Origin of the sequence: Hoeflea sp. 108, from assembly GCF_000372965.1 — a bacterium.
GTDB lineage: Bacteria > Pseudomonadota > Alphaproteobacteria > Rhizobiales > Rhizobiaceae > Aminobacter.
On record NZ_KB890024.1, the window covers coordinates 4,521,826 to 4,546,530 of the forward strand.

22 protein-coding genes are annotated in these 24,705 nt (G+C 63.5%); 17 read left to right on the forward strand and 5 right to left on the reverse strand.

Going from position 1 to position 24,705, the window contains the following annotated elements; translation table 11 throughout:
• Nucleotides 1-3: 3 nt before the first annotated feature.
• Entirely contained in the window at nt 4-495 is a 492-nt protein-coding gene (locus B015_RS0122515; protein ID WP_018430004.1) for a GNAT family N-acetyltransferase, read from the forward strand.
• The gene (locus B015_RS0122520) at nt 492-1,394 is read left to right on the forward strand and encodes a metallophosphoesterase (RefSeq protein ID WP_018430005.1); all 903 of its coding nucleotides are present in this window, start codon (nt 492-494) and stop codon (nt 1,392-1,394) included. Before B015_RS0122515 ends, B015_RS0122520 begins: the two co-directional genes overlap by 4 nt.
• A gap of 4 nt (nt 1,395-1,398) precedes the next feature.
• Here B015_RS0122520 and B015_RS0122525 read toward each other — a convergent pair whose 3' ends face one another.
• Nucleotides 1,399-2,649: a cellulase family glycosylhydrolase gene (locus B015_RS0122525; RefSeq protein ID WP_026227607.1), complete on the reverse strand. Its 1,251-nt coding sequence runs from the start codon at nt 2,647-2,649 to the stop codon at nt 1,399-1,401.
• Between the two features lie 56 nt (nt 2,650-2,705).
• On the opposite strand from B015_RS0122525, the gene ybgC reads away from it, so the two are divergent.
• The 9 genes from ybgC (at nt 2,706) to ftsH (ending at nt 12,544) form a co-directional block, all read left to right on the forward strand.
• Nucleotides 2,706-3,173 (forward strand): tol-pal system-associated acyl-CoA thioesterase, encoded by a 468-nt coding sequence (gene ybgC, locus B015_RS0122530; protein ID WP_018430007.1) that lies wholly within the window; start codon nt 2,706-2,708, stop codon nt 3,171-3,173.
• 371 nt (nt 3,174-3,544) lie between these two features.
• Complete coding sequence (gene tolQ / locus B015_RS0122535) at nt 3,545-4,258, forward strand: protein TolQ (protein ID WP_018430008.1); 714 nt, start codon at nt 3,545-3,547, stop codon at nt 4,256-4,258.
• Nucleotides 4,259-4,268: 10 nt separating this feature from the next.
• Nucleotides 4,269-4,721: a protein TolR gene (gene tolR / locus B015_RS0122540; RefSeq protein WP_026227608.1), complete on the forward strand. Its 453-nt coding sequence runs from the start codon at nt 4,269-4,271 to the stop codon at nt 4,719-4,721.
• A 9-nt stretch (nt 4,722-4,730) separates the two neighbouring features.
• Complete coding sequence (locus B015_RS0122545) at nt 4,731-5,798, forward strand: hypothetical protein (protein ID WP_018430010.1); 1,068 nt, start codon at nt 4,731-4,733, stop codon at nt 5,796-5,798.
• 37 nt (nt 5,799-5,835) lie between these two features.
• Nucleotides 5,836-7,152 (forward strand): Tol-Pal system beta propeller repeat protein TolB, encoded by a 1,317-nt coding sequence (gene tolB, locus B015_RS0122550; RefSeq protein WP_018430011.1) that lies wholly within the window; start codon nt 5,836-5,838, stop codon nt 7,150-7,152.
• A 258-nt stretch (nt 7,153-7,410) separates the two neighbouring features.
• Nucleotides 7,411-7,920 (forward strand): peptidoglycan-associated lipoprotein Pal, encoded by a 510-nt coding sequence (pal, locus tag B015_RS0122555; protein ID WP_018430012.1) that lies wholly within the window; start codon nt 7,411-7,413, stop codon nt 7,918-7,920.
• 170 nt (nt 7,921-8,090) lie between these two features.
• The gene (ybgF, locus tag B015_RS0122560; protein WP_018430013.1) at nt 8,091-9,155 is read left to right on the forward strand and encodes a tol-pal system protein YbgF; all 1,065 of its coding nucleotides are present in this window, start codon (nt 8,091-8,093) and stop codon (nt 9,153-9,155) included.
• Nucleotides 9,149-10,504, forward strand: coding sequence for a tRNA lysidine(34) synthetase TilS (gene tilS / locus B015_RS0122565; protein ID WP_018430014.1), 1,356 nt, complete (start codon nt 9,149-9,151; stop codon nt 10,502-10,504). The genes ybgF and tilS overlap by 7 nt, the downstream gene beginning before the upstream one ends.
• Before the next feature lie 105 nt (nt 10,505-10,609).
• Nucleotides 10,610-12,544 carry an ATP-dependent zinc metalloprotease FtsH gene (ftsH, locus tag B015_RS0122570; protein WP_018430015.1) on the forward strand — a complete coding sequence of 645 codons (1,935 nt, stop codon included), beginning with the start codon at nt 10,610-10,612 and terminating at the stop codon, nt 12,542-12,544.
• A gap of 221 nt (nt 12,545-12,765) precedes the next feature.
• On the opposite strand, the gene nudI is transcribed toward ftsH, so the two are convergent.
• A complete protein-coding gene (nudI, locus tag B015_RS31445) occupies nt 12,766-13,134 on the reverse strand; it encodes a nucleoside triphosphatase NudI (RefSeq protein ID WP_051091922.1) in 369 nt (122 codons plus the stop codon).
• Nucleotides 13,135-13,388: 254 nt separating this feature from the next.
• Between nudI and glmM the strand changes: the two genes are divergently transcribed.
• The 5 genes from glmM (at nt 13,389) to serA (ending at nt 19,765) form a co-directional block, all read left to right on the forward strand.
• Nucleotides 13,389-14,741 carry a phosphoglucosamine mutase gene (gene glmM / locus B015_RS0122580; RefSeq protein ID WP_018430017.1) on the forward strand — a complete coding sequence of 451 codons (1,353 nt, stop codon included), beginning with the start codon at nt 13,389-13,391 and terminating at the stop codon, nt 14,739-14,741.
• 237 nt (nt 14,742-14,978) lie between these two features.
• On the forward strand, nt 14,979-15,740 hold the full coding sequence (locus B015_RS0122585; RefSeq protein WP_018430018.1) for an outer membrane beta-barrel protein: 762 nt from the start codon (nt 14,979-14,981) through the stop codon (nt 15,738-15,740).
• Between the two features lie 212 nt (nt 15,741-15,952).
• Nucleotides 15,953-16,636 (forward strand): outer membrane protein, encoded by a 684-nt coding sequence (locus tag B015_RS0122590; RefSeq protein WP_018430019.1) that lies wholly within the window; start codon nt 15,953-15,955, stop codon nt 16,634-16,636.
• 183 nt (nt 16,637-16,819) lie between these two features.
• Nucleotides 16,820-17,995 (forward strand): phosphoserine transaminase, encoded by a 1,176-nt coding sequence (locus B015_RS0122595; RefSeq protein ID WP_018430020.1) that lies wholly within the window; start codon nt 16,820-16,822, stop codon nt 17,993-17,995.
• Between the two features lie 171 nt (nt 17,996-18,166).
• On the forward strand, nt 18,167-19,765 hold the full coding sequence (gene serA, locus B015_RS0122600) for a phosphoglycerate dehydrogenase (protein WP_018430021.1): 1,599 nt from the start codon (nt 18,167-18,169) through the stop codon (nt 19,763-19,765).
• An 83-nt stretch (nt 19,766-19,848) separates the two neighbouring features.
• On the opposite strand, the gene B015_RS0122605 is transcribed toward serA, so the two are convergent.
• The 3 genes from B015_RS0122605 to B015_RS0122615 form a co-directional block, all read right to left on the reverse strand.
• Entirely contained in the window at nt 19,849-20,466 is a 618-nt protein-coding gene (locus B015_RS0122605) for a ParB-like protein (protein WP_026227610.1), read from the reverse strand.
• Nucleotides 20,463-22,187: a SulP family inorganic anion transporter gene (locus B015_RS0122610; RefSeq protein WP_051091991.1), complete on the reverse strand. Its 1,725-nt coding sequence runs from the start codon at nt 22,185-22,187 to the stop codon at nt 20,463-20,465. The genes B015_RS0122605 and B015_RS0122610 overlap by 4 nt, the downstream gene beginning before the upstream one ends.
• An 84-nt stretch (nt 22,188-22,271) precedes the next feature.
• Nucleotides 22,272-23,165, reverse strand: a complete 894-nt coding sequence (locus B015_RS0122615; RefSeq protein ID WP_018430024.1) for a DMT family transporter — start codon at nt 23,163-23,165, stop codon at nt 22,272-22,274.
• A gap of 193 nt (nt 23,166-23,358) precedes the next feature.
• On the opposite strand from B015_RS0122615, the gene B015_RS0122620 reads away from it, so the two are divergent.
• A complete protein-coding gene (locus B015_RS0122620) occupies nt 23,359-24,657 on the forward strand; it encodes an adenylosuccinate synthase (protein WP_018430025.1) in 1,299 nt (432 codons plus the stop codon).
• Nucleotides 24,658-24,705: the final 48 nt, after the last annotated feature.

The window sequence follows — 24,705 nt, forward strand, 5'->3', positions numbered from 1 at the left end:
CAAATGCTCGGCTATCGCCCCGGACTGATAGCCGACATCGTCAGGCTGCACGCCGAATATTATGCCCGCGACTGGGGTTTCGGACTGCCCTTCGAGGCCAAGGTTGCCAGCGAGCTTTCAGCTTTCCTGGGCGATTTCAGGCCCGGACTGGACTTCTTCGCCGCCGAATACGACGACGATGGCGCACTGCTTGGCACCATCAGCCTCGAAGCCCCGACTGCGGCCGAGTCACTGGCGCATCTGCGCTGGTTCATCACCAGCGACAACGCGCGCGGCACCGGGCTCGGGCGTCGGCTGATGAGCGAAACAATCGCCCATGTCGACACCAAAGGTTTCCCAGGTGTCTATCTCACCACCTTCGCCGGGCTCAAGCCTGCCCGCCATCTCTATGAATCCTTCGGCTTTGCACTTATCGCCGAAGAAGAGCGCGATCAGTGGTCGGGCGGCGTGCGCGAGCAGCGCTTCGAACGCCACCGCGCGGGTATGAGGGCTTGATCACCCGTCGCGGTTTCTTCCGTTTTCTCGGCGGGTCGATCGTGGCGGCAGCCGCGCTCGGGACCTATGCGGTTGGCATCGAGCCGATGCTGCTGACCCGGGTCAAGCGCTACGCCCTGACCCCGCCTGACTGGCCCGACAGCCTGAAGCTGCGCATCGTCGCCCTCGCCGACATTCACGCCTGTCGCCCGTGGATGACGCCGGAACGCATTGCCTCACTGGTCGAAGAGGCGAATGCCCTGCAGCCCGACGTCATCGTGTTGCTCGGCGACTATGTCGCCGGTACGCGCATGGTGTCGAACTGGGTCGACGCGGCCGAATGGGGCCCTGCCCTTTCGGGCCTCAAGGCACCGCTCGGCGTCTTTTCCGTCCTCGGCAATCATGACTGGTGGGAGGACCTGACAGCGCAGAAGGCAGGCCAAGGTCCGACGATTGCCAGGCGGGCGCTTGAGGCGGCAGGCATTCCTGTCATGGAGAATGACGCCGTTCGCCTGCAAAAGGACGGGCAAGGCTTCTGGATCGCAGGGCTTGCCGACCAATTGGCGCTACGGCCGGGCAAAGCCTGGGGCCGCAAAAACTTTGCCGGGCTCGACGACCTTCCCGGCACGCTTGTGAAAATCAGTGATGACGCGCCTGTCATCCTGCTCGCCCATGAACCCGATATCTTCCCCGACGTGCCGAAACGCGTCGCACTGACCCTGTCGGGTCATACCCATGGCGGACAGGTGCGCTTGTTCGGCTATTCGCCTGTCGTTCCTTCGCGTTACGGCAACCGTTATGCCTACGGTCACGTGGTCGAGGACGAGCGCAACCTGATCGTTTCGGGCGGCCTTGGCTGCAGCATCGCACCGATCCGCTTTGGCGTGCGACCGGAAATCCTGTCGATCGATTTGGGTTAGACGCTCACTTCAGCGCCCTGATCGCCTCCAACACGTCAGGCTCGGCCTTGCGGCCCTCGAACTCATCGACGATGCCGAAGGCGCCGCCGTAACCCCAGACGGACCAGGCGAAACCGTGGGCTTCGGCGCGGGCGATCATGTCCTTGACATAGGCTGCGCGCCAGGCGCCGGGCATGACGAAGGGATTGCCGTATTCCTGACGGATCATGCCGAATTCGCCGAGATAGATGTCGTCGCTCGCGACGCCGTTCTTCGCCCCCCAGGCGGCGACCTGGGCGAAGGGCGCGTCGAGTTCGACTGCCAGTTTTTCCTTGCTGTCGATTGTGGCGACCTGCTCGTCGAGATAGCTGAGCAGGCCCGGACGGCGCAGCACCGGGGCTTCCGCCCTGATCTTCTTCCTGACGTTGTCGAGCGTGGCATCGAGTTCTGCGCGCGGCGCCTCGTGCGGCGGATAGGGGAGCCCGGTGACATAGGGAATGAAGTCGCCGGCCCAGGTAGCGCCCTGATGGGTAAGCAGGAACGGCGCGTAGGAATGGAAGGTCCAGATCACATTGTCGTCAGGGATGGCCTTCGGGTCGACTGACGCCAATCCCTCGGCGCTTGCCCAGCAGCCACCGGAGAGTACGAGCGTCAGCCGCGTCGCCGATGCGCGCGCGGCCGCATAAAGCCGCTGCTGCCGCTCCGGCCAGACCTTTTTCTCACCCGGCTCGCAGTCGACGACGGGCTCGTTCATCAATTCGAACGCGACCTGCTCCGGATTCTCCTTGGTAAGGGTCAGCGCCATCTGTCGGACGATCTCGACATAGCGGTCGAATTGTCCGGGATCGGCCATCACTTCGGTCATGCCGATCTGGCCGTTGCCGCCCGACTGGATCAAATGGAGATCGACGACCACTTTGAGGCCCGCGGCATTGATCGCGCGCGCCGCGTCAAGAACGCTCGCGAAAAGTTGTTCGTGCAACGGCACTGCCTTTTCGGACAGGAAAACCGAGGGATCGACGGGCATACGCACAAAGTCGAAGCCGTCGGCGACAAGCGCCTTGAGGTCGGCTTCGGTCAGGTTCTTGCGCCATTCCGGAAAGGGCAAGAGCACGTCCGCCTCGCCCCAGCGATCCTCACCCGGCCAGGTGTCCCAGATGTCGAGATTGATGCCGCGCTTCATCGAGAAGCTGGCGGCGGAGGCCGGAGCGAGCGAGAGAACCAGCGCGAGCGTCGCCGTCAGTGAGGTCTTGAACATCGCCGTTATTGCTGCCATCGGGTTGCCGGACTGGACAAGACTGGTGCCCGCAAGACCGGAAAAAGGAAAGCCCCATGGCCGATCATGGTGAACAGGACACGCTTGCTTCGGGACTTTCCGGCGCGCTGACGTCGTTCGGACATCGGCTGATGGCGCGGGTCTATTATGCCGACACCGACTTTTCCGGCGTGGTCTACCATGCCCGCTATCTCGAATTCTTCGAACGCGGCCGCTCCGATTTCCTGCGCCTCGCCGGCGTCCACCACACCGAGCTTGCCGACGGCAAGCATGGCGAAAAGATCGTCTGGGTGGTGCGTCGCATGGAAATTGACTTCCGCGGCCCGGCCAAGATCGACGACGTGCTGACCATCGAAACGCGCACGGTGGAGATTTCAGGCGCCCGGATCACCATGGCCCAGCAGCTCAAGCGTGGCGGCGACGTGCTGGTCGAGGCGCGGGTGGAGGCCGCCATCATCGGTGAGAACGGCCGCCCCCGGCGCTTTCCCAGGGACTGGATCGAAGCCTTCATGCCACGCGGCTGAGGCCGCACTACAAGCTTCCCGTGACATCGACCTGCGAATGCGGAGGTTGACCGAGAGTCATCAGGAACGGCCCGAGATACTAACCCATCCTTAACCATAACCGTCCATTAAGGGCGAGGTGAAAGTCGTAAGGATTACGAGCGGCCTTCCTTTCACCAAATTTCGCCCCGAAAAGGCCGCGAAAGGCGCATTTTGGGGCACTTCCGGAAGCTTCGCGCGAACGGACCACAATGGGATGATGCGCAAGGGCTAGCCATGAGCCTGTTTTGAACTTGGGATCGCAATGACCCTACCCGGCTGCAAGGCGGCCCGATCCGAAATTCAAAGCAGGCTCTGTAGCCAGGCCCGGAAATCTTAAGGACTGTTTCAAGATGGAAAACCTACCTCTCGCTCAGCATGGCGCCGACGTGTCGATCTGGGCGCTGTTCTGGCAGGCCGGCTGGGTCGTCAAGCTGGTGATGCTGGGCCTGCTCGGCGCTTCGGTCTGGACCTGGGCGATCGTCGTCGACAAGGTCATCTCCTACAACCGCATGCGTGCGGCGCTGAATCGCTTCGAGCAGATCTTCTGGTCGGGCCAGTCGCTGGAAGAGCTTTACCGCAACCTCTCCGATCGCAAGACCACGGGCATGAGCGCGATCTTCGTCGCCGCCATGCGTGAATGGAAGAAGAGCTTCGAGAAGGGCGCCAAGTCACCGCTTGGCCTGCAGACCCGCATCGACAAGGCCATGGACCTTGCGCTGACCCGCGAGATGGAACGTCTCGAAGGCCGCCTCGGCTTCCTCGCCACCATCGGCTCGGCAGCTCCCTTCATCGGCCTGTTCGGCACCGTCATCGGCATCATGACCTCGTTCCAGGCCATCGCCGGCTCCAAGTCGACAAACCTCGCCGTCGTCGCCCCGGGTATCGCCGAAGCGCTGCTGGCGACCGCCATCGGCCTGCTCGCCGCTATCCCTGCCGTCATCGCCTACAACAAGCTGTCATCCGACGCCGGCAAGCTGGCGGCGCGCATGGAAGGCTTCGCCGACGAATTCTCCGCCATACTGTCGCGCCAAATCGATGAAAAAGTCGCGCAGCGGGCGGCCTGAGGAGTAGACCATGGGAATGTCAGTTGGCGCAGGCGGCGGTGGCCGCGGCGGACGCGGGCGGCGGGGACGCCGTCATGCGCTGGTTTCCGAGATCAACGTCACGCCTCTGGTCGACGTCATGCTGGTGCTGCTCATCATCTTCATGGTGGCCGCACCGATGATGACCGTGGGCGTGCCCATCGACCTGCCGGAAACGCAGGCCAAGGCGCTCAATTCCGACACGCAGCCGATCACCGTCTCGGTCAACCAGGGCGGCCAGATCTATCTGCAGGAAACCGAGATCGCGCTTGAAGAGGTCGTGCCGAAACTCGAGGCCATCGCCAAGACCGGCTACGAGGAGCGCATCTATGTGCGCGGCGACAAGACCGCCGACTACGGCACGGTGATGCAGGTCATGGCCCGCATCTCGGCCGCTGGTTACAAGAACCTCGGCCTCGTCACCCTTCAGGAACAGGACAAGTAGTCCGCGAAAATGAAGACCGGCCTCACGACATCTGTGGTCCTGCATGCAGCGGTGCTCGGCTTCGGCCTGTTCTCGCTGTCGTCCCCGAGCGCCCTCGAAGTCGCCGACGTCGAGGCGTTCCCGGTCGACATCGTGCCGGTGGAATCGATCACCCAGATCCAGAAGGGCGACAAGCAGGCTCCCGCCAAGGAGAAGCCGGCGCCGAAGCCGACACAGCGGCCCGACATTGTCGCCGACGCGCAGAACGTCGGCGACAACAAGGTCGACAGCGACAAGCCGCCGGCGCCCGAGCCGACGCAGAAGGATGTCGAGGCGACCGGCGCCACACCGCCCTCGCCCAAGCCCGAACCCAAGCCGACGCCCGAACAGCCAAAGCCCGAGCCGGTGAAGCAGGCCGAGCAGAAGCCGACGCCCGTGCCGGCGACGGAAGTGACCCCGCAGCCGCAGCCCAAGCAGGAGGTCAAGCCCGACCCGGTGGCCCAGACCATCGTTTCGGATCAGGCCGAGGCCGAGGCGATGAAGCTGCCGGAGAATGCGCCCGCCCCCGAGGCCAAGCCGCAGCCGCCCCAGGCGCAGACGGCCAAGACGCCCGAGCGCAAGCAGGAAGACAAGCAGACCCAGCAGGCCTCGTCCAAGCCGAAGTCCGAGGAGAAGGAGTTCAACGCCGACGAGGTGGCCGCCCTTCTCAACAAGCAGAAGCCTTCGGGCGGCGGCGCCAAGCGCTCCACCGAACAGGCATCGCTCGGCGGCAAGAAGGACACCGGCGGCAACAAGCTGAGCCAGAGCGAGATGGACGCCCTGCGCGGCGCAATCCAGCGCTGCTGGAACGTGCCGGCAGGTGCGATGGACGGCGGCAACCTCAAGGTTTCCGTGCAGTTCAGGCTGACGCCAACAGGTGAAGTCGAGGGGCGCCCGGAGATCATCTCCGGCGGCGGCTCGGCAGGCATCGAGCGCGCAGCCGCGGAATCGGCACGCCGCGCCGTCCTCCAATGCGCGCCCTACAATCTGCCGGCTGACAAATATGCCGGCGGCTGGGACCAAGTCATCGTCAATTTCGACCCGAGCGAGATGTTCTGAGCGCAAGCCGCTCACCCGGACCTAAGAGGCCTGTCTAATGAAGCATGTAATCAAAGCGATCCTTTTGATCAGTGCGATGGCGAGCGGCATGACCGCCTTTGCCACCCTGCCCGCCCGGGCGCTGGTCGAGATCGACGTCAACAAGGGCAATGTCGAGCCGCTGCCCATCGCCATCACCGATTTCCTGTCGGGCGATGCAATGGGGGCCGAGATCGCCGGCATCGTCGCCGCCGACCTGAAGCGCTCCGGCCTGTTCGCGCCGATCGACAAGGGCGCTTTCATCGAGAAAATCTCCAATCCCGACGTCGCGCCGCGCTTCGAGGACTGGAAGGTCATCAATGCCCAGGCGCTCGTCACCGGCCGCGTCAGCCAGGAGGCTGACGGCAGGCTGAAGGCTGAGTTCCGCCTGTGGGACACCTTCGCCGGCCAGCAGCTCGCCGGCGAGCAGTTCTTTGCCAACAAGGCCAATTCTCGCCGCATTGCCCACATCATCGCCGACGCCATCTACGAGCGTCTGACCGGCGAGAAAGGCTATTTCGACACCCGTGTCGTCTTCATCGACGAAACGGGTGCCAAGACCGCGCGCAAGAAGCGGCTTGCGATCATGGATCAGGACGGCGCCAATGTGCGCTACCTCTCGGACGGCCGTTCGATAGCCATGACGCCGCGCTTCTCGCCGACGCGTCAGGAAATCACCTACATGTCCTACGAGAGCGGCCAGCCGCAGGTCTATCTGCTGCAGATCGAGACCGGCCAGCGCGAACTCGTCGGCAACTTCCCCGGCATGACCTTTGCGCCGCGCTTCTCGCCTGACGGCCAGCGCGTCATCATGAGCCTGCTGCGCGACGACGGCAATTCGAACATCTTCTCGATGGACCTGCGCAGCCGCACAACCACGCGCCTGACCAACTCCAGCGCCATCGACACCTCGCCATCCTATTCGCCTGACGGTTCCAAGGTCGTCTTCACCTCCGACCGTGGCGGTCAGCCGCAGATCTACGTGATGGGCGCCGACGGCTCCGGCCAGACCCGCGTCTCCTTCGGCGGCGGCAGCTATTCGACGCCGGTGTGGTCGCCACGCGGGGACCTGATCGCCTTCACCAAGCAGTCGGGCGGCCAGTTCCAGATCGGCGTGATGAAGACCGACGGCTCGGGCGAGCGCATCCTGTCGACCGGTTTCCAGCAGGAAGGTCCGACCTGGGCGCCGAACGGCCGTGTCGTCATGTTCTTCCGTGATGCGCCCGGCGGCGGCGGCCCCAAGCTCTATTCGATCGACCTCACCGGCCGCAACGAGCAGGCGATCCCGACACAGGGCTTTGCCTCCGACCCGGCCTGGTCGCCGCTGCTCGACTGATCCGGTCCGCCCGCGGTTAACCTTACAGCCGCGGGCGCGACCAATCGAAACAGGCGGCGTCATTTGCCTGACAATGCCGCCTTTCCGCCGCATTTCCGCCTAGGGTGCGCGGCGAAATTGAGACTGGCAGATTGCCGCGTTGCGGGGACGCAAAGATACGCGGCAACTGATTTTTAACCATGTTTCTTGAACGCCGGTTAACTGCAACGTGGTTACTGGATGTTCAACGAAATCACTCGAATGCGAAGGAGAGGCGGGATGCGCCGTATCGCTAAGTTTGCAACCAACCCCGTGGTCGTGGCCCTTGTCGCCTCGCTGGCAATTGCCGGCTGCGCCTCGAAGAAGACCCCCAACAGCGCGGCCGACCTCGGCCTCGGCGGTGGCGCCGGTGCGGCCACTCCGGGCTCGTCGCAGGACTTCACCGTCAATGTCGGCGACCGCATCTTCTTTGACACCGACTCCTCGTCGATCCGCGCCGACGCGCAGGGCATTCTCGCCCGCCAGGCACAGTGGCTGAACAAGTACGGTCAGTACCGCATCGTCGTCGAAGGCCATGCCGACGAACGCGGCACCCGCGAATACAACCTGGCTCTCGGCGCCCGCCGCGCTGCGGCGGCCCGCGACTTCCTGATCTCGCAGGGCGTCGCCTCGAACCGCCTGAAGACCATCTCCTACGGCAAGGAACGTCCGGTCGCCGTCTGCGACGACATCTCCTGCTGGTCGCAGAACCGCCGCGCCGTCACGACCCTGTCGGGCGCCGGCAGCTGATCGGCAGAATAGTCACACTGACTTCGAAAGGCGGCCTCCGGGCCGCCTTTTGCTTTTCAGGCATTCCGCACAACCGGACGAAACAAAATTTGGCCGAAGTCTCGCGTCCTGATAAATGACGAAAGCGCATCGGCGCGAAGCAACCATTTCCGTTCCACGGCGAGAGGCTAATGCATTTTCGATCAATCCTGAGTGGCACCCTAGCCATCTTCCTGCTGTTCGGGGCTTCAGCGCATGCGCGCGACGGTTCCGGGCTGAGCATTGAAATCCCCAAGATCGGCCTGCCGGGCGTTTTCGGCAGCAAGAGCGACCAGGGCACGGTCCAGCTCGCCCAGGCGGGCGACCCGCGCGTGACCGCGCTCGAGGAGCAGATCCGCAAGCTCAACGGCTCGATCGAAGAGCTGAACTTCCAGCTGCTGCAGATGCAGGAGCAGATGCGGAAGATGCAGGAAGACAACGAGTTCCGCTTCCAGGAGCTCGAAGGTAGCGGCGGACAGAAGAAGTCCGATGCTTCCGGCAAGACCAACAACTCGATCGTTGAGGCGCCAGTGGCGCCTCAACCGGGAACCTCGCACCAGCAGACGGCTTCGGCACCTGCCGCTCCTGCCGCCGGTGGACAGTCGGTCGAGGACGTGATCGTCGAATCCGGCACGGGCGATCCCGGCACCACCCTGCCCGGCGGCAATGGCGCGCCGCCCACGACCTTCGGCACCATCACCGTCGACAAGAACGGCAACGTGGTTTCGAGCACAACCGACGAGCACCCCACTGCGGCCCCCCTGCCCAGGGCCCAGCCCACTGCACCCGCAGCCGCGCCCAGCGCGCCGAAGGTCGCCTCGTTGCCCTCGACCAACGATCCGGACGAGATCTACCGCAATTCCTACCAGTTCGTGCTGTCGGGCGACTACACCACCGCCGAGCAGGGTTTCCGCGACCACATCGCCCGCTTTCCGGCCGACCCCAAGACAGCCGATGCCCGCTTCTGGCTGGGTGAGTCGCTCTTGGGACAGAAGAAGTATCGCGACGCCGCCGAGATTTTCCTGAACGCCTCCAAGGAATACCCCAAGTCCAAGAAGGCACCTGAAATGATGCTCAAGCTTGGCGTTTCGCTTGTTGGCCTCAAGCAGCGCGAAGTGGCCTGCGCCACCTTCAGCGAGATCGGCAAGCGCTACCCCGACATCTCAGGCGCGCTCAAGGAGCGGGTCAAGCAGGAACGGACAGCCGCCGCGTGCTGACGCAGGTGCCCGACACAGACTTTTTCCAGGCCTTCTCCGAGTTCGACTTCGCCTCGCAGAAAACCATCGTCACCGCCATTTCCGGCGGCAGCGATTCCACCGCCCTTCTTCTCCTTCTCAAATCCCACCTCGACCGGCATGCGCCTGAAACGCAACTGCTGGCCATTACCGTCGACCACGGGCTGAGACCCGGTTCGGGCGCGGAGGCCGACGAGGTGGCACGTTTGTGCGCCGGGCACAACATTGCCCACCGCATCATGCGCTGGACCGGCGACAAGCCGTCGACCGGCATCGCAGCCGCCGCACGCGACGCCCGCTACGATCTTCTCGCCCGAGCAGCCCGCGAAGCCGGCGCGACCGTTGTCGCCACCGGCCACACCGCCGACGACCAGGCCGAAACCGTGCTGATGCGCGGCGAACGCGGCAGCGGACGCGGCGCAGCCGGCATGGCACCCGCCACGCTGTTCGACGGCGACATCTGGATCGTCAGGCCCCTGCTCGGCTTGAGGCGCGAACGCCTGCGCGATGCGTTGCGCGCCCGCGACACAGGTTGGCTCGACGATCCCACCAACGCCAACGAGACCTATGAACGCCCGCGCATGCGCAAGGCACTCACAAGCGAAGGCAACGCCCGCTTGCAGCAAGCCCTGGCCGACCAGCGCGAGGCGGCTTCGGCAAGGATCGACCTCGGCATGCGAGCAGCAGCCCTGATTGAGGCGTATGGCAGCCGGCCCGCCACGGGGCTGATCTGCCTCGCCCCCGAATTCACTGATACAACGGACGGCGAAGCCGCCCGCTATGCCCTTCGCATCCTGGTTGCGGTAGCAGGCGGTGTACCCCAACTGCCCGACAGCGCCAGCGCGCAGTCCCTGCTGGCTGGCCTTGTCGATGTCCCCAATGCAAAAAAGCCGGTCCGCGCCACATTGTCGCGCGCGCTTGTCGATGCCCGCCGGCAGGGCGTTTTTCTATGCCGCGAAGGGCGTGGACTGCCTGCGCCTATGCCGCTGCGGGCCGGCACCTGGGACGGCCGCTACAGGCTTCTGCAGATGTTTGAAAGGGCGGATTTGGTGGTTGCACCGCTCGGCACAGCGATGGCCAGCAAGCTGTCCGGCGAAAGCTCGGCACCGCAAAGTCTTGCCCAGACTGCACTTGCGGCCGAGCCCGCGCTCTGGCGCGACGGAACATGCGCCGGCTTGCTATCGGAAACGAGCCGCACTCCGGTCGCCGCACCCTGGACGCGTTTCCTGCCGGCCTTCGACATGGCGCCGGCAAAGGCGGTGACAAAACTGCTCGGCACCGCCTCAATTCCGCCATCGCCATGCCGTGGCCACATTGGCATCCAAGCTTAACCTCGACTTAGGTACAAGCTTGGCAATGTGGCAGCCCCTCCCTATGTTAGGGGCAAGCTTACTCTTACCATGCGCGTTCCCTGAAAAACGCCAACGGGACATTCGATGAATCCGAACTATCGCAACTTCGCGCTGTGGGCGATCATAGCCGTTCTGCTCATCGCCCTGTTCAACCTGTTCCAGACCCCGCAAACCCGCGGCGCGTCGAGCGAAGTGCCTTATTCGCAGTTCCTCCAGGACCTGAATTCGGGACGCATCAAGTCGGTGACGATTGCCGGTGATCGCATCAGCGGCAGCTACATCGACAATTCCAACGGCTTCCAGACCTATTCGCCCGGCGACAGCAACCTCGTGTCGCGCCTGGAGCAGAAGAACGTCACCATCAACGCTCGCCCCGAAAACGACGGCTCCGGCTCGATCTTCAACGTGCTGCTGTCCTGGCTGCCGATGATCCTGATCCTCGGCGTCTGGATCTTCTTCATGCGCCAGATGCAGTCAGGCTCCGGCCGCGCCATGGGTTTCGGCAAGTCCAAGGCCAAGCTTCTGACCGAGGCCCATGGCCGCGTCACCTTCCAGGACGTGGCGGGCGTCGACGAGGCCAAGGAAGACCTCGAAGAAATCGTCGAGTTCCTGCGCGACCCGCAGAAGTTCCAGCGCCTCGGCGGCAAGATTCCGCGCGGCGTGCTGCTCGTAGGCCCTCCCGGCACTGGCAAGACGCTTTTGGCCCGTTCGGTCGCCGGTGAAGCCAATGTGCCTTTCTTCACCATCTCGGGTTCCGACTTCGTCGAAATGTTCGTCGGTGTCGGTGCAAGCCGCGTCCGCGACATGTTCGAGCAGGCCAAGAAGAACGCGCCTTGCATCATCTTCATCGACGAAATCGACGCCGTTGGCCGCCATCGTGGCGCTGGCCTCGGCGGCGGCAACGACGAGCGCGAGCAGACGCTGAACCAGCTGCTGGTCGAGATGGATGGCTTCGAGGCCAACGAGTCGATCATCCTGATCGCGGCTACCAACCGTCCCGACGTTCTCGATCCCGCGTTGCTGCGTCCGGGCCGCTTCGATCGCCAGGTCGTGGTGCCGAACCCCGACATCATCGGCCGCGAGAAGATCCTCAAGGTTCATGTCCGTAACGTTCCGCTGGCCCCCAATGTCGACCTCAAGACGGTCGCACGCGGCACTCCGGGCTTCTCGGGTGCGGACCTGATGAACCTCGTCAACGAATCCGCTCTGATGGCAGCGCGCCGCAACAAGCGCCTCGTCACCATGCAGGAATTCGAGGACGCCAAGGACAAGATCATGATGGGCGCCGAGCGCCGCTCGTCGGCCATGACGCAGGCCGAGAAGGAGCTGACGGCCTATCACGAGTCCGGCCACGCCATCCTGGCGCTCAATGTGCCGGCGGCCGACCCGCTGCACAAGGCGACCATCATCCCGCGCGGCCGTGCGCTCGGCATGGTCATGCAGCTTCCCGAGGGCGACCGCTACTCGATGAGCTACAAGTACATGGTCTCGCGCCTCGCCATCATGATGGGCGGCCGCGTTGCCGAGGAGATCAAGTTCGGCAAGGAGAACATCACGTCTGGCGCCTCCTCCGACATCGAGCAGGCGACCAAGCTGGCGCGCGCCATGGTCACGCGCTGGGGCTTCTCCGACAAGCTCGGCCAGGTCGCCTATGGCGAGAACCAGGAAGAGGTGTTCCTCGGCCATTCGGTGGCCCGCACGCAGAACGTCTCCGAGGAGACCGCACAGATCATCGACGCCGAAGTGCGCCGCTTGATCGACGACGCCTATGTCACCGCCCGCTCGATCCTGACCAAGAAGAAGAAGGACTGGATCGCGCTGGCCGAAGGCCTGCTCGAATACGAGACGCTGTCGGGCGAGGAGATCAAGCAGCTGATCGCCGGCAACAAGCCCTCGCGCGACATGGGCGACGACACCCCAACCTCGCGCGGCTCGGCCGTGCCCAAGGCCGGCTCGTCGCGCGGCAAGAAGAAGGGTTCCGAGCCTGAAGGCGGCATGGAACCCCAGCCGTCGAACTGACCGGGTCCTGACTGGATCGAATGCAGAAACGCCGCTGAGGAAACTCGGCGGCGTTTTTTGTTTTTCTGGATGCAATGGTTGCTGGCGAACTATCGCGCAACGCCATCGCGACAAGAATGGCGACGCCCGAATTCGATCACCCCGATCGTTTGCCTCGCCTACGAGCGGATGAGCCCCCTGGCCCTCAGCGTCGTACGCGTCGCCTCATTGAGATCATAATTCTAGAAGTGGCCCGGAAGAACCCATGCGAAGTCCTCGAATTCGTCATTGATGGCTACGTTTCGATTGGCCGCTTTGCAGTCAAAAATCAGATAGATCATATAGACTTGTTCGGTCGTTCCATCTGGGTAGGACTTTGTCCTGACATCGTCGCGAAACGTCCACGGCTGAACCGCCTCAATGACGAGGCCAGCGCCCAGCTCTTCTCGAATCTCACGAAGCAATCCCTCGGTGATGTTTTCGCCAGGCTCCAGTCCGCCGCCTGAAAGTGCCCATTGCCCAGGAAACACCCCGCGGTCGCCAGGCATCTTGCAAAGAAGATATGCCCCTTCATTTTCAATCAATGGGCAAACGATGATCCTTTGACGCAAAATCCCTCTCCATCCTGGCTGGCCGGCAAGATCGCCAGATCCCGAGTCACAGCAATGACCGGCACACGGCCCCCATAGCTGTCGGCTCTCGATGTCAGATACGCAAGATGGCTGGAGCGGCGGCAGATCACTGCCACGCAAAACCCCAACCCTTTTCTAAGGTTTTATGACATAAACTCACCAAATGTGATGCGTTGGTCGCCGCTGATTGTGGCAAAGCAATCGCGGGTGGACTCCACGGGGACAGGCTAAACATGGCTGGACGCTATTTCGGCACCGACGGTATTCGCGGGCGGGCCAACAAATTTCCGATGACGGCGGAGATCGCCATGAAGGTCGGCATGGCCGCCGGCCTCTCCTTTCAGCGCGGCAGCCACAGGCATCGCGTCGTCGTCGGCAAGGACACGCGCCTTTCGGGCTACATGATCGAGAACGCGTTGGTGGCTGGCCTCTGCGCCGCTGGGATGGATGTGTTCCTGCTCGGCCCGATTCCGACGCCGGCAGTCGCCATGCTGGTGCGCTCGCTGCGCGCCGACATCGGCGTGATGATCTCGGCCTCGCACAACCCTTACCACGACAACGGCATCAAGCTGTTCGGCCCCGACAGCTACAAGCTGTCTGACGAGATCGAGCAGAACATTGAGGCCATGCTCGACCAGGACGTGACCGCAATGCTCGCCGACTCCGACGGCCTCGGCCGCGCCAAGCGCGTCGACGGCGTGCATGATCGCTACATCGAATTCGCCAAGCGCACCCTGCCCCGCTCCATGTCGCTGTCGGGCCTGCGCATCGTCGTCGACTGCGCCAACGGCGCCGCCTACAAGGTCGCACCTGCCGTTCTTTGGGAACTCGGCGCGGAAGTTATCCCGATCAATGTCGAGCCCAACGGCTTCAACATCAACCAGGAGTGCGGCTCGACCCATCCGGCCGGCCTGCAGAAGAAGATCCACGAAGTGCGCGCCGACATCGGCATCGCGCTCGACGGCGACGCCGACCGCGTCGTCATCGTCGACGAGAACGGCACCATCGTCGACGGCGACCAGATCATGGGCCTGATCGCCCAGTCATGGCAGCAGAACGGCCGCCTGGCCGGCGGCGGCGTGGTGGCGACCGTCATGTCCAATCTCGGCCTTGAGCGCTTCCTCGGCGATCTCAAGCTCGAACTGCACCGCACCAAGGTCGGCGACCGCTACGTCGTCGAGCACATGCGCGCGCACGGCCTCAACATCGGCGGCGAGCAGTCGGGCCACATCGTGCTGTCTGACTTCTCCACGACAGGCGACGGCCTGGTGGCGGCACTCCAGGTGCTCGCCTGCATCAAGCGCTCCAACAAGCCGATGAGCGAGCTGAGCCGCACCTTCGAGCCGGTGCCGCAACTGCTCAAGAATGTGCGCTTCGCCGGCGGCCAGCCGCTGGAAGACGCCCCGGTCAAGGCTGCCATCGAAGAAGGCCGCAACCGCCTGGGCAAGACCGGCCGGCTGGTTATCCGCCCGTCGGGCACCGAGCCGCTGATCCGCGTCATGGCCGAGGGCGACGACCCGCAGCTTGTCGAGTCCGTCGTCAACGACATCGTCGACGTCATTTCTGAAAGCCGCTCGGCCGCCTGATACTTGCCCGACCGGCACGACGACTTCAGCAATTGAAGAAAGCCCGCCTTGCGCGGGCTTTTTTGCATGCGCAAACGGGTTTCCACTTGGCGCCAGGCAGTCGTCGGCAAGTCGTCATGGTTAATCAGCAGGGTTAAGCGCCCCTTAACCTATACCAAGCATTATCCACCCCGGTTAGTCATGGTCGGGCGCGTAGCGGGTCCGCAGGTATAGGGTATCATCATGCGAAATTTTGGAATGAAGGCGTTCGCCGCCGCGCTGCTTGTCAGCGTCACTGCCCCCGCATTTGCCGCGGACTTGCCCGAGCCGATCATCGAAGTCGAGCAGCCCTCCTACGGCGGCTGGTACCTTCGTGGCCATATCGGCATGAGCAATCAGAGGGTCAAGAGCTTGGAAACGAGCCTGTTCGAGGACCCTGCAATCTCTGAACATACCTGGCTACAGAAGGGCAAATTCTCATCGGGTCCGACCTTCGGCGCAGGCGTCGGCTACAAGTTCAACGACTTCCTTCGCGGCGACATCAGCGTAGAGTATCGCGGTGCCACCGACTTCTCGGCCTTGGATCGCGTGCGCTTTGGCGCTGCCGCTCCTTACACGAACGACTATAAGGCCAAGAAGTCCGAGTGGCTGTTCCTCGCCAATGCCTATGCCGACGTCGGCACCTTCTATGGCATCACGCCTTACGTTGGTGCAGGTATCGGTGCGTCGCGCAACACGATCTCTGGCTATCGTGACATCAACATCATCAACGGTGGCGGCAGCTATGCGGCCGCAGCCTCGAAGTGGAACCTCGCCTGGGCATTGCATGCCGGCGTCGGCATACAGGCGACAGAACGCATGACCGTCGATCTCGGCTACAGCTTCGTCAATCTCGGCGATGCCCGCACCGGCCAGATCTTCAATGACGACCCGTCGGCCGACATCCCGAACAATGGCATGCACTTCAAGGACATCACCTCGCATGACTTCAAGCTCGGCGTCCGTTATTCGCTGAACTGATCGTCCTGGCGTCGTCGCGACGCTTGGATAACAAGGCCAGTCAAAACCGCCCGGCTCGATACCGGGCGGTTTTTCGTTGCCCATGGCCGCTCGCCGAAAGCCCGCTAACGATCCATTAGCCTTAACCGCACTTTAACCGACATGGTTAACAATGCTCGGAACGGTAGCTGGATTCTCGGGCAACAGCCGGCGCCATTCAGGAGAATGCCATCATGATTCTCACCTCACGAGCTACACTGGCGCTGGCTGCAACGATGCTGTGGCCGCTGGCGGTGCAAGCTGCGGACTACGAGCCACCTGTCGTCGTTGAGGAAGCGCCTGAGTACGTTCCCGTCGAGGTCGGCTCCGGCTGGTACCTGCGCGGCGACCTCGGCTACAACATCAACAAGTCACCCTATGATGTGACGTTCGGTGGCGTCGACACGCGCAGCACGCGTATCAACGGCAGCATCGGTGCCGGCTATCACTTTACCGACTACTTCCGTGGCGAACTGAACGTCGGCTTCCTGTCCAACGACAAGTATGATTGGACTGACGGCACCGACTCTATCCGGGCCGAAAGCAATATCTGGAGCGGCATGGCCAACGCCTATGTCGACCTCGGCACGATCGCCGGTTTCACACCCTATGTCGGTGGCGGTGTTGGCCTGCTCTATTCGAGCCGCAAGGTCGAAGACACGTTCCAGGCCCTTTCCGATCGCGAGACCCAGTATGCGCTGGCCTATTCACTCGGCGCGGGCGTCGCCTATCAGGTCGCCCAGAACACGTCGATCGACGTTGGCTATCAGTATCTGTCTGCCCCGAGTCTCGAATATTTCGACATACCCTCAGGCAACACGAAAAAGGGCCTCGACTTCCACCAGGTCCGCGTCGGCCTGCGTTACGATCTCTGGTAGGCGCTCTCCACGATCAACCCATTCAAAAGGCGGCGGGTTTTGGCCCGTCGCCTTTGCATTTGGAAAACTGTTCCAGATGCGACGCTTAATTTCCTCTTGACGCCGGAGGCCGCTGCTAATATCGCCGTCCGTGGGCCACCCCTCCCCAACGAGGGGCCAACTATCTGGAAGGATAGAACCACGATGACGATCGTCGCCAAGCCCGGACTCCGTCCGGCAAACCCCAATTTTTCCTCAGGTCCCTGCGCAAAACGTCCCGGCTGGTCGCTTGATGGCCTCGCCGACGCTCCGCTCGGCCGCTCGCATCGCGCCAAGATCGGCAAGACCAAGCTCGAGCAGGCCATTGCGCTGACCCGCGAGGTTCTTCAGGTTCCCGCCGACTACCGCATCGGCATCGTGCCGGCTTCCGACACCGGCGCTGTCGAGATGGCCATGTGGTCGTTGCTCGGCGAGCGCGGCATCGACATGGTCGCCTGGGAAAGCTTCGGCGCCGGCTGGATCACCGACGTGGTCAAGCAGCTGAAGCTCGAAGACGTGCGCAAGTTCGAGGCTCCCTATGGCGAGCTGCCCGATCTGGCCAAGGTCGATTTCGACCGCGACGTGGTCTTCACCTGGAACGGCACCACCTCGGGCGTGCGTGTTGCCAACGGCAACTTCATTCCTGCCGATCGCAAGGGCCTGACCATCTGCGATGCCACCTCGGCGGCGTTCGCCCAAAACCTCGATTTCCAGAAGCTCGATGTCGTCACCTTCTCCTGGCAGAAGGTGCTGGGCGGCGAAGGCGCGCATGGCATGCTGATCCTCAGCCCGCGTGCCGTCGAACGCCTCGAGACCTACAAGCCGGCCTGGCCGCTGCCCAAGATCTTCCGCCTGACGTCTGCTGGTAAGCTGATCGAAGGCATCTTCAAGGGCGAGACCATCAACACACCGTCGATGCTCTGCGTCGAGGATTATCTCGACGCGCTGAACTGGGCCAAGGGCCTGGGCGGACTGGACGCGCTGATCGCTCGCGCCGACGCCAACTTCGCGGCAATCGACACCTTCGTCCAGGAATCGGGCTGGCTGGCCAACCTGGCCGTGGTGCCGCAAACGCGCTCCAACACCTCTGTGTGCCTGTCGATCGTCGATCCAGAGGTCGCGGCCCTCGACAAGGACGGCCAGGCGGCCTTCGCCAAGGCCATGGTCTCGGCGCTCGAGAAGGAAGGCGTCGCCTTCGACATCGGCGCCTACCGCGATGCACCTCCCGGCCTGCGCATCTGGGCCGGCGCCACCGTCGAGACCTCCGATCTGGCGGCGCTGATGCCCTGGCTCGACTGGGCCTTCGCCAACCAGAAGGCCGCGCTCAAGGCAGCGGCCTGACGCTCTTTGCCCTCCCCCTCGTGGGGAGGGTCAATCCGCACGGCGGATTGGGTTGGGAGTGCATCCATCCGTCGCCACTCCCTTCCCTGCGTTCACCCATTTACCTCACCCGGTCGCTCCGCGACCGACCTCCCGCAAGAGGGAGGTAGGCCAATCGCAAAGGATTTGCCCATGCCCCGCGTTCTCGTTTCCGACAAGCTCTCCACCACCGCCGTCCAGATCTTCAAGGATCGTGGCGTCGAGGTCGACTATCTGCCTGATCTCGGCAAGGACAAGGAAAAGCTGATCGAAGTCATCGGCCAGTATGATGGTCTCGCCATCCGATCGGCCACCAAAGTGACTGAAAAGCTGATCGCCGCTGCGACCAACCTGAAGGTTGTCGGCCGCGCCGGCATCGGCGTCGACAATGTCGACATCCCCGCTGCGTCCCGCCGCGGTATCATCGTGATGAACACGCCCTTCGGCAATTCGATCACCACCGCCGAGCACGCCATCGCACTGATGTTCGCCGTCGCCCGCCAGATCCCCGAGGCCAATGCCTCTACCCATGCCGGCAAGTGGGAGAAGAACCGCTTCATGGGCGTCGAGATCACCGGCAAGACGCTCGGCCTGATCGGCTGCGGCAACATCGGCTCGATCGTCGCCACCCGCGCCGTCGGCCTCAAGATGCATGTCGTCGCCTTCGATCCGTTCCTGTCGGAGCATCGCGCCGAGGAACTCGGCGTGGAGAAGGTCGAGCTCGACGAGCTGCTCGCCCGCGCCGACTTCATTACGCTGCACACGCCGCTGACCGACAAGACCCGCAACATCATCAATGCCGACGCGATCGCCAAGATGAAGGACGGCGTGCGCATCATCAATTGCGCCCGCGGCGGACTGGTGGTCGAGAAGGACCTGATCGCGGCGCTGAAGAGCGGCAAGGTGGCGGGCGCCGGCATCGACGTGTTCGAGGTCGAGCCTGCCGAGCAGAACGAGCTGTTCAACATGGAGAACGTCGTCTGCACCCCGCATCTCGGCGCCTCGACCTCCGAGGCCCAAGAGAACGTGGCCCTTCAGGTGGCCGAGCAGATGGCCGACTATCTGGTCAAGGGCGCTGTCACCAACGCCATCAACATGCCCTCGATCACGGCCGAGGAGGCGCCGCGGCTGAAGCCCTTCGTCAAGCTCGCCGAAGTGCTGGGCGCCTTCGTCGGTCAGGTGACGGAAGATCCGATCACCGAGGTCGAGATCCTGTTCGACGGGCAGACCGCCCAGATGAACACCAAGGCGCTGATCAGCGCAGCGCTTGCCGGCTTGATCCGCCCGCAGGTCGCCGACGTCAACATGGTTTCGGCGCCGATCATGGTGAAGGAGCGCGGCATCATCGTCGCCGAGGTCAAGCGCGACAAGTCGGGCGTGTTCGACGGCTACATCAAGCTGACGGTCAAGACCGAGCACATGACGCGCTCGATCGCCGGCACCTGCTTCTCCGACGGCAAGCCGCGCTTCATCCAGATCAAGGGCATCAATCTCGACGCCGAGGTCGGCCAGCACATGCTCTACACCACCAATGCGGATGCGCCCGGCATCATCGGCCTGCTCGGCACGGTGTGCGGCGAAAACGGCGTCAACATCGCCAACTTCTCGCTCGGCCGCGACCGCCCAGGCGGCGATGCCATCGCGCTGCTCTATCTCGACGCGCCCTTCCCCGAAGACGTGCTCGCCAAGGTGCGCGACCACAAGTCGATCGACTCGGCCAGGCGCCTGCGGTTCGACGTCAACGGCTTCTGATCGGCCGCTGAACATCATCGCCTCCCAAGGCAAAGAAGGCGCGGCTTGGTCCGCGCCTTTTTCTTTTGGCTGAGCGGGTAGATCTACATATCTGCCCCGCTCCAGCCGGGCAGATAGTTCGCAACCGTCTGGCGGGCCAGTTGCAATGCCTGTCGCGATGCCTTGTCGAAATCGTCCTTCATCAGGGCAAGGTCGACGCGCCGGCGGAAGAAGTCGGCCCAGAGGAACTCGGCGAACGGTGTCAGGTCCTTGGCATAGCCGCCCCTGCGCCGGACCTCGCCGGCGAGGCTGCGGTAAGGATCGTCGACGAGCCTGTCGACCGACTTCGGGATCTCCGCATAGGGCCTTCTTTTTCCCGTCGCATCGAATGGATGCATCCAGGCGCGGTTGTCGAGCACCACCAGGAAAGCCTCCTTGTCTAGCATGGACAGGTCGGCAATGACGGTGACGAAGACGTCCTTGACGCCCTCCTCATACAGCGCCCGGGCAAGGTGGTGATGGTCGACGATGTGGTTTCGCCCCTTGGGCCCGAGCACGACGGGAACGAAATGATGACCGAGGAAAGCACCTGCCTTGGTCACCGAAAGTGCTCGCAGTTCGTGACGTTTCAGCGCCACTTCATGGTAGCCGACCGTGATCTGCGTCGGCCTGAGGTCTGCCACCAGAACCGGCTTCAGGGTGGGTTTGGTTTCGCTCATCATGGCTGGCTGCCTTTCTTCGCGACTGCCTGCCCGGTCAGCGCGGCAACGGCGTTGTCGACACTGCGGAAGATGTGATCGGGTCCCAGCTCGCCGGCGATACCGAAGCGGGCAAGGGCTGCCTGCGCCCGCACCGATTCCAGCCGCGCGATCGAAAAGCTGGCGCCCGAGCTTCGGCAGGAGGCGATGACGTCGGAAAGCACCCCGGCCGCAGTGTAGTCGATGTCGGTGACGCTGCTGCATTCGAGCACGACATGCCGCAGGTCGCCGGCGCGAGCCGCGATCATCGCCTGCAGGTCACGCTGGAACCGCTCGGCATTGACGAAGGACAGCGGCGCCTGGAACGCCACCACCAGCACGCCGGCCACCTGCTCGCCAGCCTTGCCCTTGTCCGGCGGCCACCAGATCGAAGTGCCAGGCACCTTCTCGAACTCGATGGCGCGGGCCTGGGTCATGCCCCACAGCCCGTGCAGCAAAGAGAGCACGATGCCGGTAGCAACACCGACCTCGATCGGCAGCGCCACGATCGCGATCGCGGTGACCACGATCAATGCGAACTCGACCGGCGCCTGCCTGAGCGTTGCGACAAAGGTCGGCCAGCGCAGGATGCGCAGCGCGACGAAAAACAGGACACCGGCCAGCGCCGCCTCCGGCACATTTGCGAGCAGCCTGGCGCCGAACAGGACGAGCGCCAGCACGATCGCCGCCGCAAACAGGCCGGCAAGCTGCGACCGGCCGCCTGTCTCCGAAACGATCGCCGTGCGCGGCGGGCTGGCATTGACGGGAAAAGCCCCGAACAGGCCGGCAAGCAGGCTGCCTGCACCGACACCGACAAAGTCGCGGTTGACGTCAGGCCCCTGGCCGGACCGGCCGGCAAAGGAGCGTGTGGTCGCAGCCGTCTGCACCATCACCACCAGCGCAATCAGTAGCGCCGTGGGCACGAGCGTGCGCAGGTCCTCGACCGCGACCGACGGAACGGAGATGTTCGGCAAACCTTCAGGCAGTGGTCCGAGAACAGCGACGCCGTGGCGTGGCAGGTCGAACGCGACGACGGCCAAGGTCGCGAGCGCCAAAGCAATGAGCGCACCGGGAATGCGCGGGCTGATGCGTTCGCCGGCAAAGACGACGGCAAACACGCCGAACCCGAGTGCCACGCTCGACAGATTGACCTGCCCGAAATCATGATAGATCGCCGCCAGTCTTTGGAAGACATCGCCGCTGCCGGCCGGCAGGCCGAGCACCCCCGGCAATTGCGAAATGATGATGTGCAGCGAAATGCCGGCAAGAAAGCCTGAGGTCACGGGGACGGACAACAGGTCGGCCAGCCAGCCCAGCCGCAGCAATCCGCCGGCGACGACGATGGCGCCGACCATCAGCGCCAGCATGGCGGCAAGCGCGGCATATTGCGGCGACCCTGATGTGGCGATCAGCGCAAGACCGCCAGCGAAAATGGGCGTTATGGTCGAATCCGCACCGGCGGAAAGGTAGCGGCTGGCGCCGAGTACGGCGAAAGCCAGCGAACCGGCAATGAAGGCGAAGAAGCCTACTTCAGGCGAAAAATCGCCAAGGCGGGCAGTGGCCATCTGCTCGGGAATGGCGATCGCCGCAAGCGTAAGTCCCGCCGTCAGGTCGCCACTCAAGTCACGGCTGCGCCAACCCTGCAAGGCGCCGAAGAGCAGGCGCGAGCCCTGCAACCCGGTCCGTCGATCGGCCTCATCTTGCATCCGAGCCTCGCCCATCTTCGGATCCCGCTGGCATACCTGCCCCGGCTGTCCGCAATAACGCGGGATATGCGCTCCCCGTTCCCGCTACGGTTGCGCCATCTTGCGCCCGCTGTGCTCGGCAAGCCAGATGCCGCCGAGCACCAGGGCAAACGCGATGGCGTGATAGAGTTCGAAATCCTCGCCGATGATCAGCACCGACAGGATAGTGCCGAAGATCGGCACCATATTGATGAACAGGCCGGCCCGGTTGGCGCCGATCAACTCGACGCCGCGGATGTAGAAGATCTGCGCAATGAGCGAAGGAAAGAGCACGATATAGACAGTCAATGCCCAGCCCACCGGATCGGGTGCGATGAACCGGCCGGTTGCATACTCCCAGGCAGCGAAAGGGATCGAGGTGACGAAGGCCGAGGCTGTCAGCATGATCATCAGGCTCTGCCAGTGGATATCGGGCTTGAAGCGCAGCGCCACCGTGTAGGCGCTGTAGACGATCACGGCGATCAGCATGAGGCCGTCGCCGAAATTCATGTCGAGCGCGAGCAAAGTGGCAAAGTCGCCATGGCTGGCGGTGAGGGCAATGCCCAGCAGAGACAACAGGAAACCGACCACCTGGGCGAAGGCGACCTTGATGCGGAAGAACAGGAAATTGGCGGCGAAGATGACCATCGGCATGCCTGCCTGCTCGATGCTGGCATTGATGGCGGTGGTGAAAGTGAGTGCCGAGTAGAGCGCGACATTAAACAGCGTAAAGCCCATCATGCCCAGCCCGACAAGGAAAGGCAGGTGCTTGCGCACCACGGTCCAGTCGCGCTGAAGCCGCGGCCAGCCGACCGCGCCGAGCAGCACTGCAGCCAGGCCCCAGCGTGTCATGGTCAGGAACATCGGCGAGACGTGCCCTACCGCCAGCTTGCCTGCCACGGCGTTGCCGCCCCAAAACAGGGCGGTCAGAAGCAGCAGCACATAGGCATTTCGATACATCAGGCAGGCTCTCGCTGACAAAAAGGCGCAATTCCCGCCTAAGTGGCCATTCCGGCCAAGTAAATGCGTCCAAAGACGGAATTTGTTGTGCCTCGGGAGGCAAAGAAAGGTCGCGCTTCCAATTGCTTGGCGCTATAGAGGCCTGTCATTTTGAACTGTTCGCGACCCAACGCGAAACCGGAAGGAAGAAATCATGGCCAATGTGGTGGTCGTCGGCTCCCAGTGGGGCGACGAAGGCAAGGGCAAGATCGTGGACTGGCTGTCCGAACGCGCCGATGTGGTGGTGCGCTTCCAGGGCGGCCACAATGCTGGCCACACGCTGGTGGTGGACGGCAAGGTCTACAAGCTGTCGCTGCTGCCTTCCGGCGTCGTCCGCGAGGGCAAGCTGTCGGTCATCGGCAATGGCGTGGTCTTCGATCCGCATGCCTTCGTGGCCGAGATCGAGAAGATCCGCGCCCAGGGCGTCGACATCGGTCCGGACCGCCTGAAAATCGCCGAAAACACCGCGCTAATCCTGTCGCTGCATCGCGAGCTGGATGGTTTCCGCGAGGACGCCGCCTCCAATTCGGGAACGAAGATTGGCACGACCCGTCGCGGCATCGGCCCCGCCTACGAAGACAAGGTGGGCCGCCGTGCGGTGCGGGTGATGGATCTGGCTGATTTGGAAACGCTTCCCGTCAAGGTCGACAGGCTGCTCACGCACCACAATGCGATGCGCCGCGGCCTCGGCCATCCCGAGGTGACGCACGAGGCCATCATGGCCGAGTTGACCTCGGTCGCCGACAAGATCCTGCCCTACATGGATCGCGTCTGGAAAGTGCTCGACGACAAGCGCCGCGCCGGCGAACGCATCCTGTTCGAAGGCGCGCAGGGCACCCTGCTCGACATCGACCACGGCACCTATCCGTTCGTGACGTCGTCCAACACGGTGGCCGGCCAGGCAGCTGCCGGTTCAGGCATGGGTCCGGGATCGATCCACTACGTGCTCGGCATCACCAAGGCCTACACCACCCGCGTCGGCGAGGGCCCCTTCCCGACCGAACAGCAGAACGAAATCGGCGAGTTCCTGGGCACCCGTGGCCATGAATTCGGCGTGGTGACGGGCCGCAAGCGCCGCTGCGGCTGGTTCGACGCCGTGTTGGTGCGCCAGGCGGTTGCCGTCAACGGCATCAAGGGCATCGCGCTGACCAAGCTCGACGTGCTCGACGGCCTCGACGAGATCAAGGTCTGCACCGGCTACAAGCTGGACGGCGAACTGATCGACTACCTGCCCGCGAGCCAAGGCGCGCAGGCACGGGTCGAGCCGGTCTACGAGACGCTCGAAGGCTGGAAGGGAACCACGGCCGGCGCACGCAGCTGGAACGATCTCCCGGCGCAGGCGGTCAAATATGTGCGTTACATCGAGGAACTGATCGGTGCGCCGGTGGCGCTGCTGTCGACCAGCCCCGAGCGGGACGACACGATACTTGTGACCGACCCGTTTGAAGACTAATTTTTGATACCTTTCCGGTGGGCCGCAATGTCAGGCGGAGACGCGGCC

Coding starts and splice junctions, on each gene's coding strand:
- B015_RS0122605 (WP_026227610.1), bottom strand. CDS start 20,466: ATGATGAGCGAAACCAAACCCACCCTGAAGCCGGTTCTGGTGGCAGAC.
- ybgF (WP_018430013.1), top strand. CDS start 8,091: ATGCATTTTCGATCAATCCTGAGTGGCACCCTAGCCATCTTCCTGCTG.
- B015_RS0122525 (WP_026227607.1), bottom strand. CDS start 2,649: ATGGCAGCAATAACGGCGATGTTCAAGACCTCACTGACGGCGACGCTC.
- B015_RS0122545 (WP_018430010.1), top strand. CDS start 4,731: ATGAAGACCGGCCTCACGACATCTGTGGTCCTGCATGCAGCGGTGCTC.
- ftsH (WP_018430015.1), top strand. CDS start 10,610: ATGAATCCGAACTATCGCAACTTCGCGCTGTGGGCGATCATAGCCGTT.
- glmM (WP_018430017.1), top strand. CDS start 13,389: ATGGCTGGACGCTATTTCGGCACCGACGGTATTCGCGGGCGGGCCAAC.
- B015_RS0122615 (WP_018430024.1), bottom strand. CDS start 23,165: ATGTATCGAAATGCCTATGTGCTGCTGCTTCTGACCGCCCTGTTTTGG.
- pal (WP_018430012.1), top strand. CDS start 7,411: ATGCGCCGTATCGCTAAGTTTGCAACCAACCCCGTGGTCGTGGCCCTT.
- B015_RS0122515 (WP_018430004.1), top strand. CDS start 4: ATGCTCGGCTATCGCCCCGGACTGATAGCCGACATCGTCAGGCTGCAC.
- tolQ (WP_018430008.1), top strand. CDS start 3,545: ATGGAAAACCTACCTCTCGCTCAGCATGGCGCCGACGTGTCGATCTGG.
- tolR (WP_026227608.1), top strand. CDS start 4,269: ATGGGAATGTCAGTTGGCGCAGGCGGCGGTGGCCGCGGCGGACGCGGG.
- serA (WP_018430021.1), top strand. CDS start 18,167: ATGCCCCGCGTTCTCGTTTCCGACAAGCTCTCCACCACCGCCGTCCAG.
- B015_RS0122590 (WP_018430019.1), top strand. CDS start 15,953: ATGATTCTCACCTCACGAGCTACACTGGCGCTGGCTGCAACGATGCTG.
- ybgC (WP_018430007.1), top strand. CDS start 2,706: ATGGCCGATCATGGTGAACAGGACACGCTTGCTTCGGGACTTTCCGGC.
- B015_RS0122585 (WP_018430018.1), top strand. CDS start 14,979: ATGAAGGCGTTCGCCGCCGCGCTGCTTGTCAGCGTCACTGCCCCCGCA.
- tolB (WP_018430011.1), top strand. CDS start 5,836: ATGAAGCATGTAATCAAAGCGATCCTTTTGATCAGTGCGATGGCGAGC.
- B015_RS0122610 (WP_051091991.1), bottom strand. CDS start 22,187: ATGCAAGATGAGGCCGATCGACGGACCGGGTTGCAGGGCTCGCGCCTG.
- B015_RS0122595 (WP_018430020.1), top strand. CDS start 16,820: ATGACGATCGTCGCCAAGCCCGGACTCCGTCCGGCAAACCCCAATTTT.
- B015_RS0122620 (WP_018430025.1), top strand. CDS start 23,359: ATGGCCAATGTGGTGGTCGTCGGCTCCCAGTGGGGCGACGAAGGCAAG.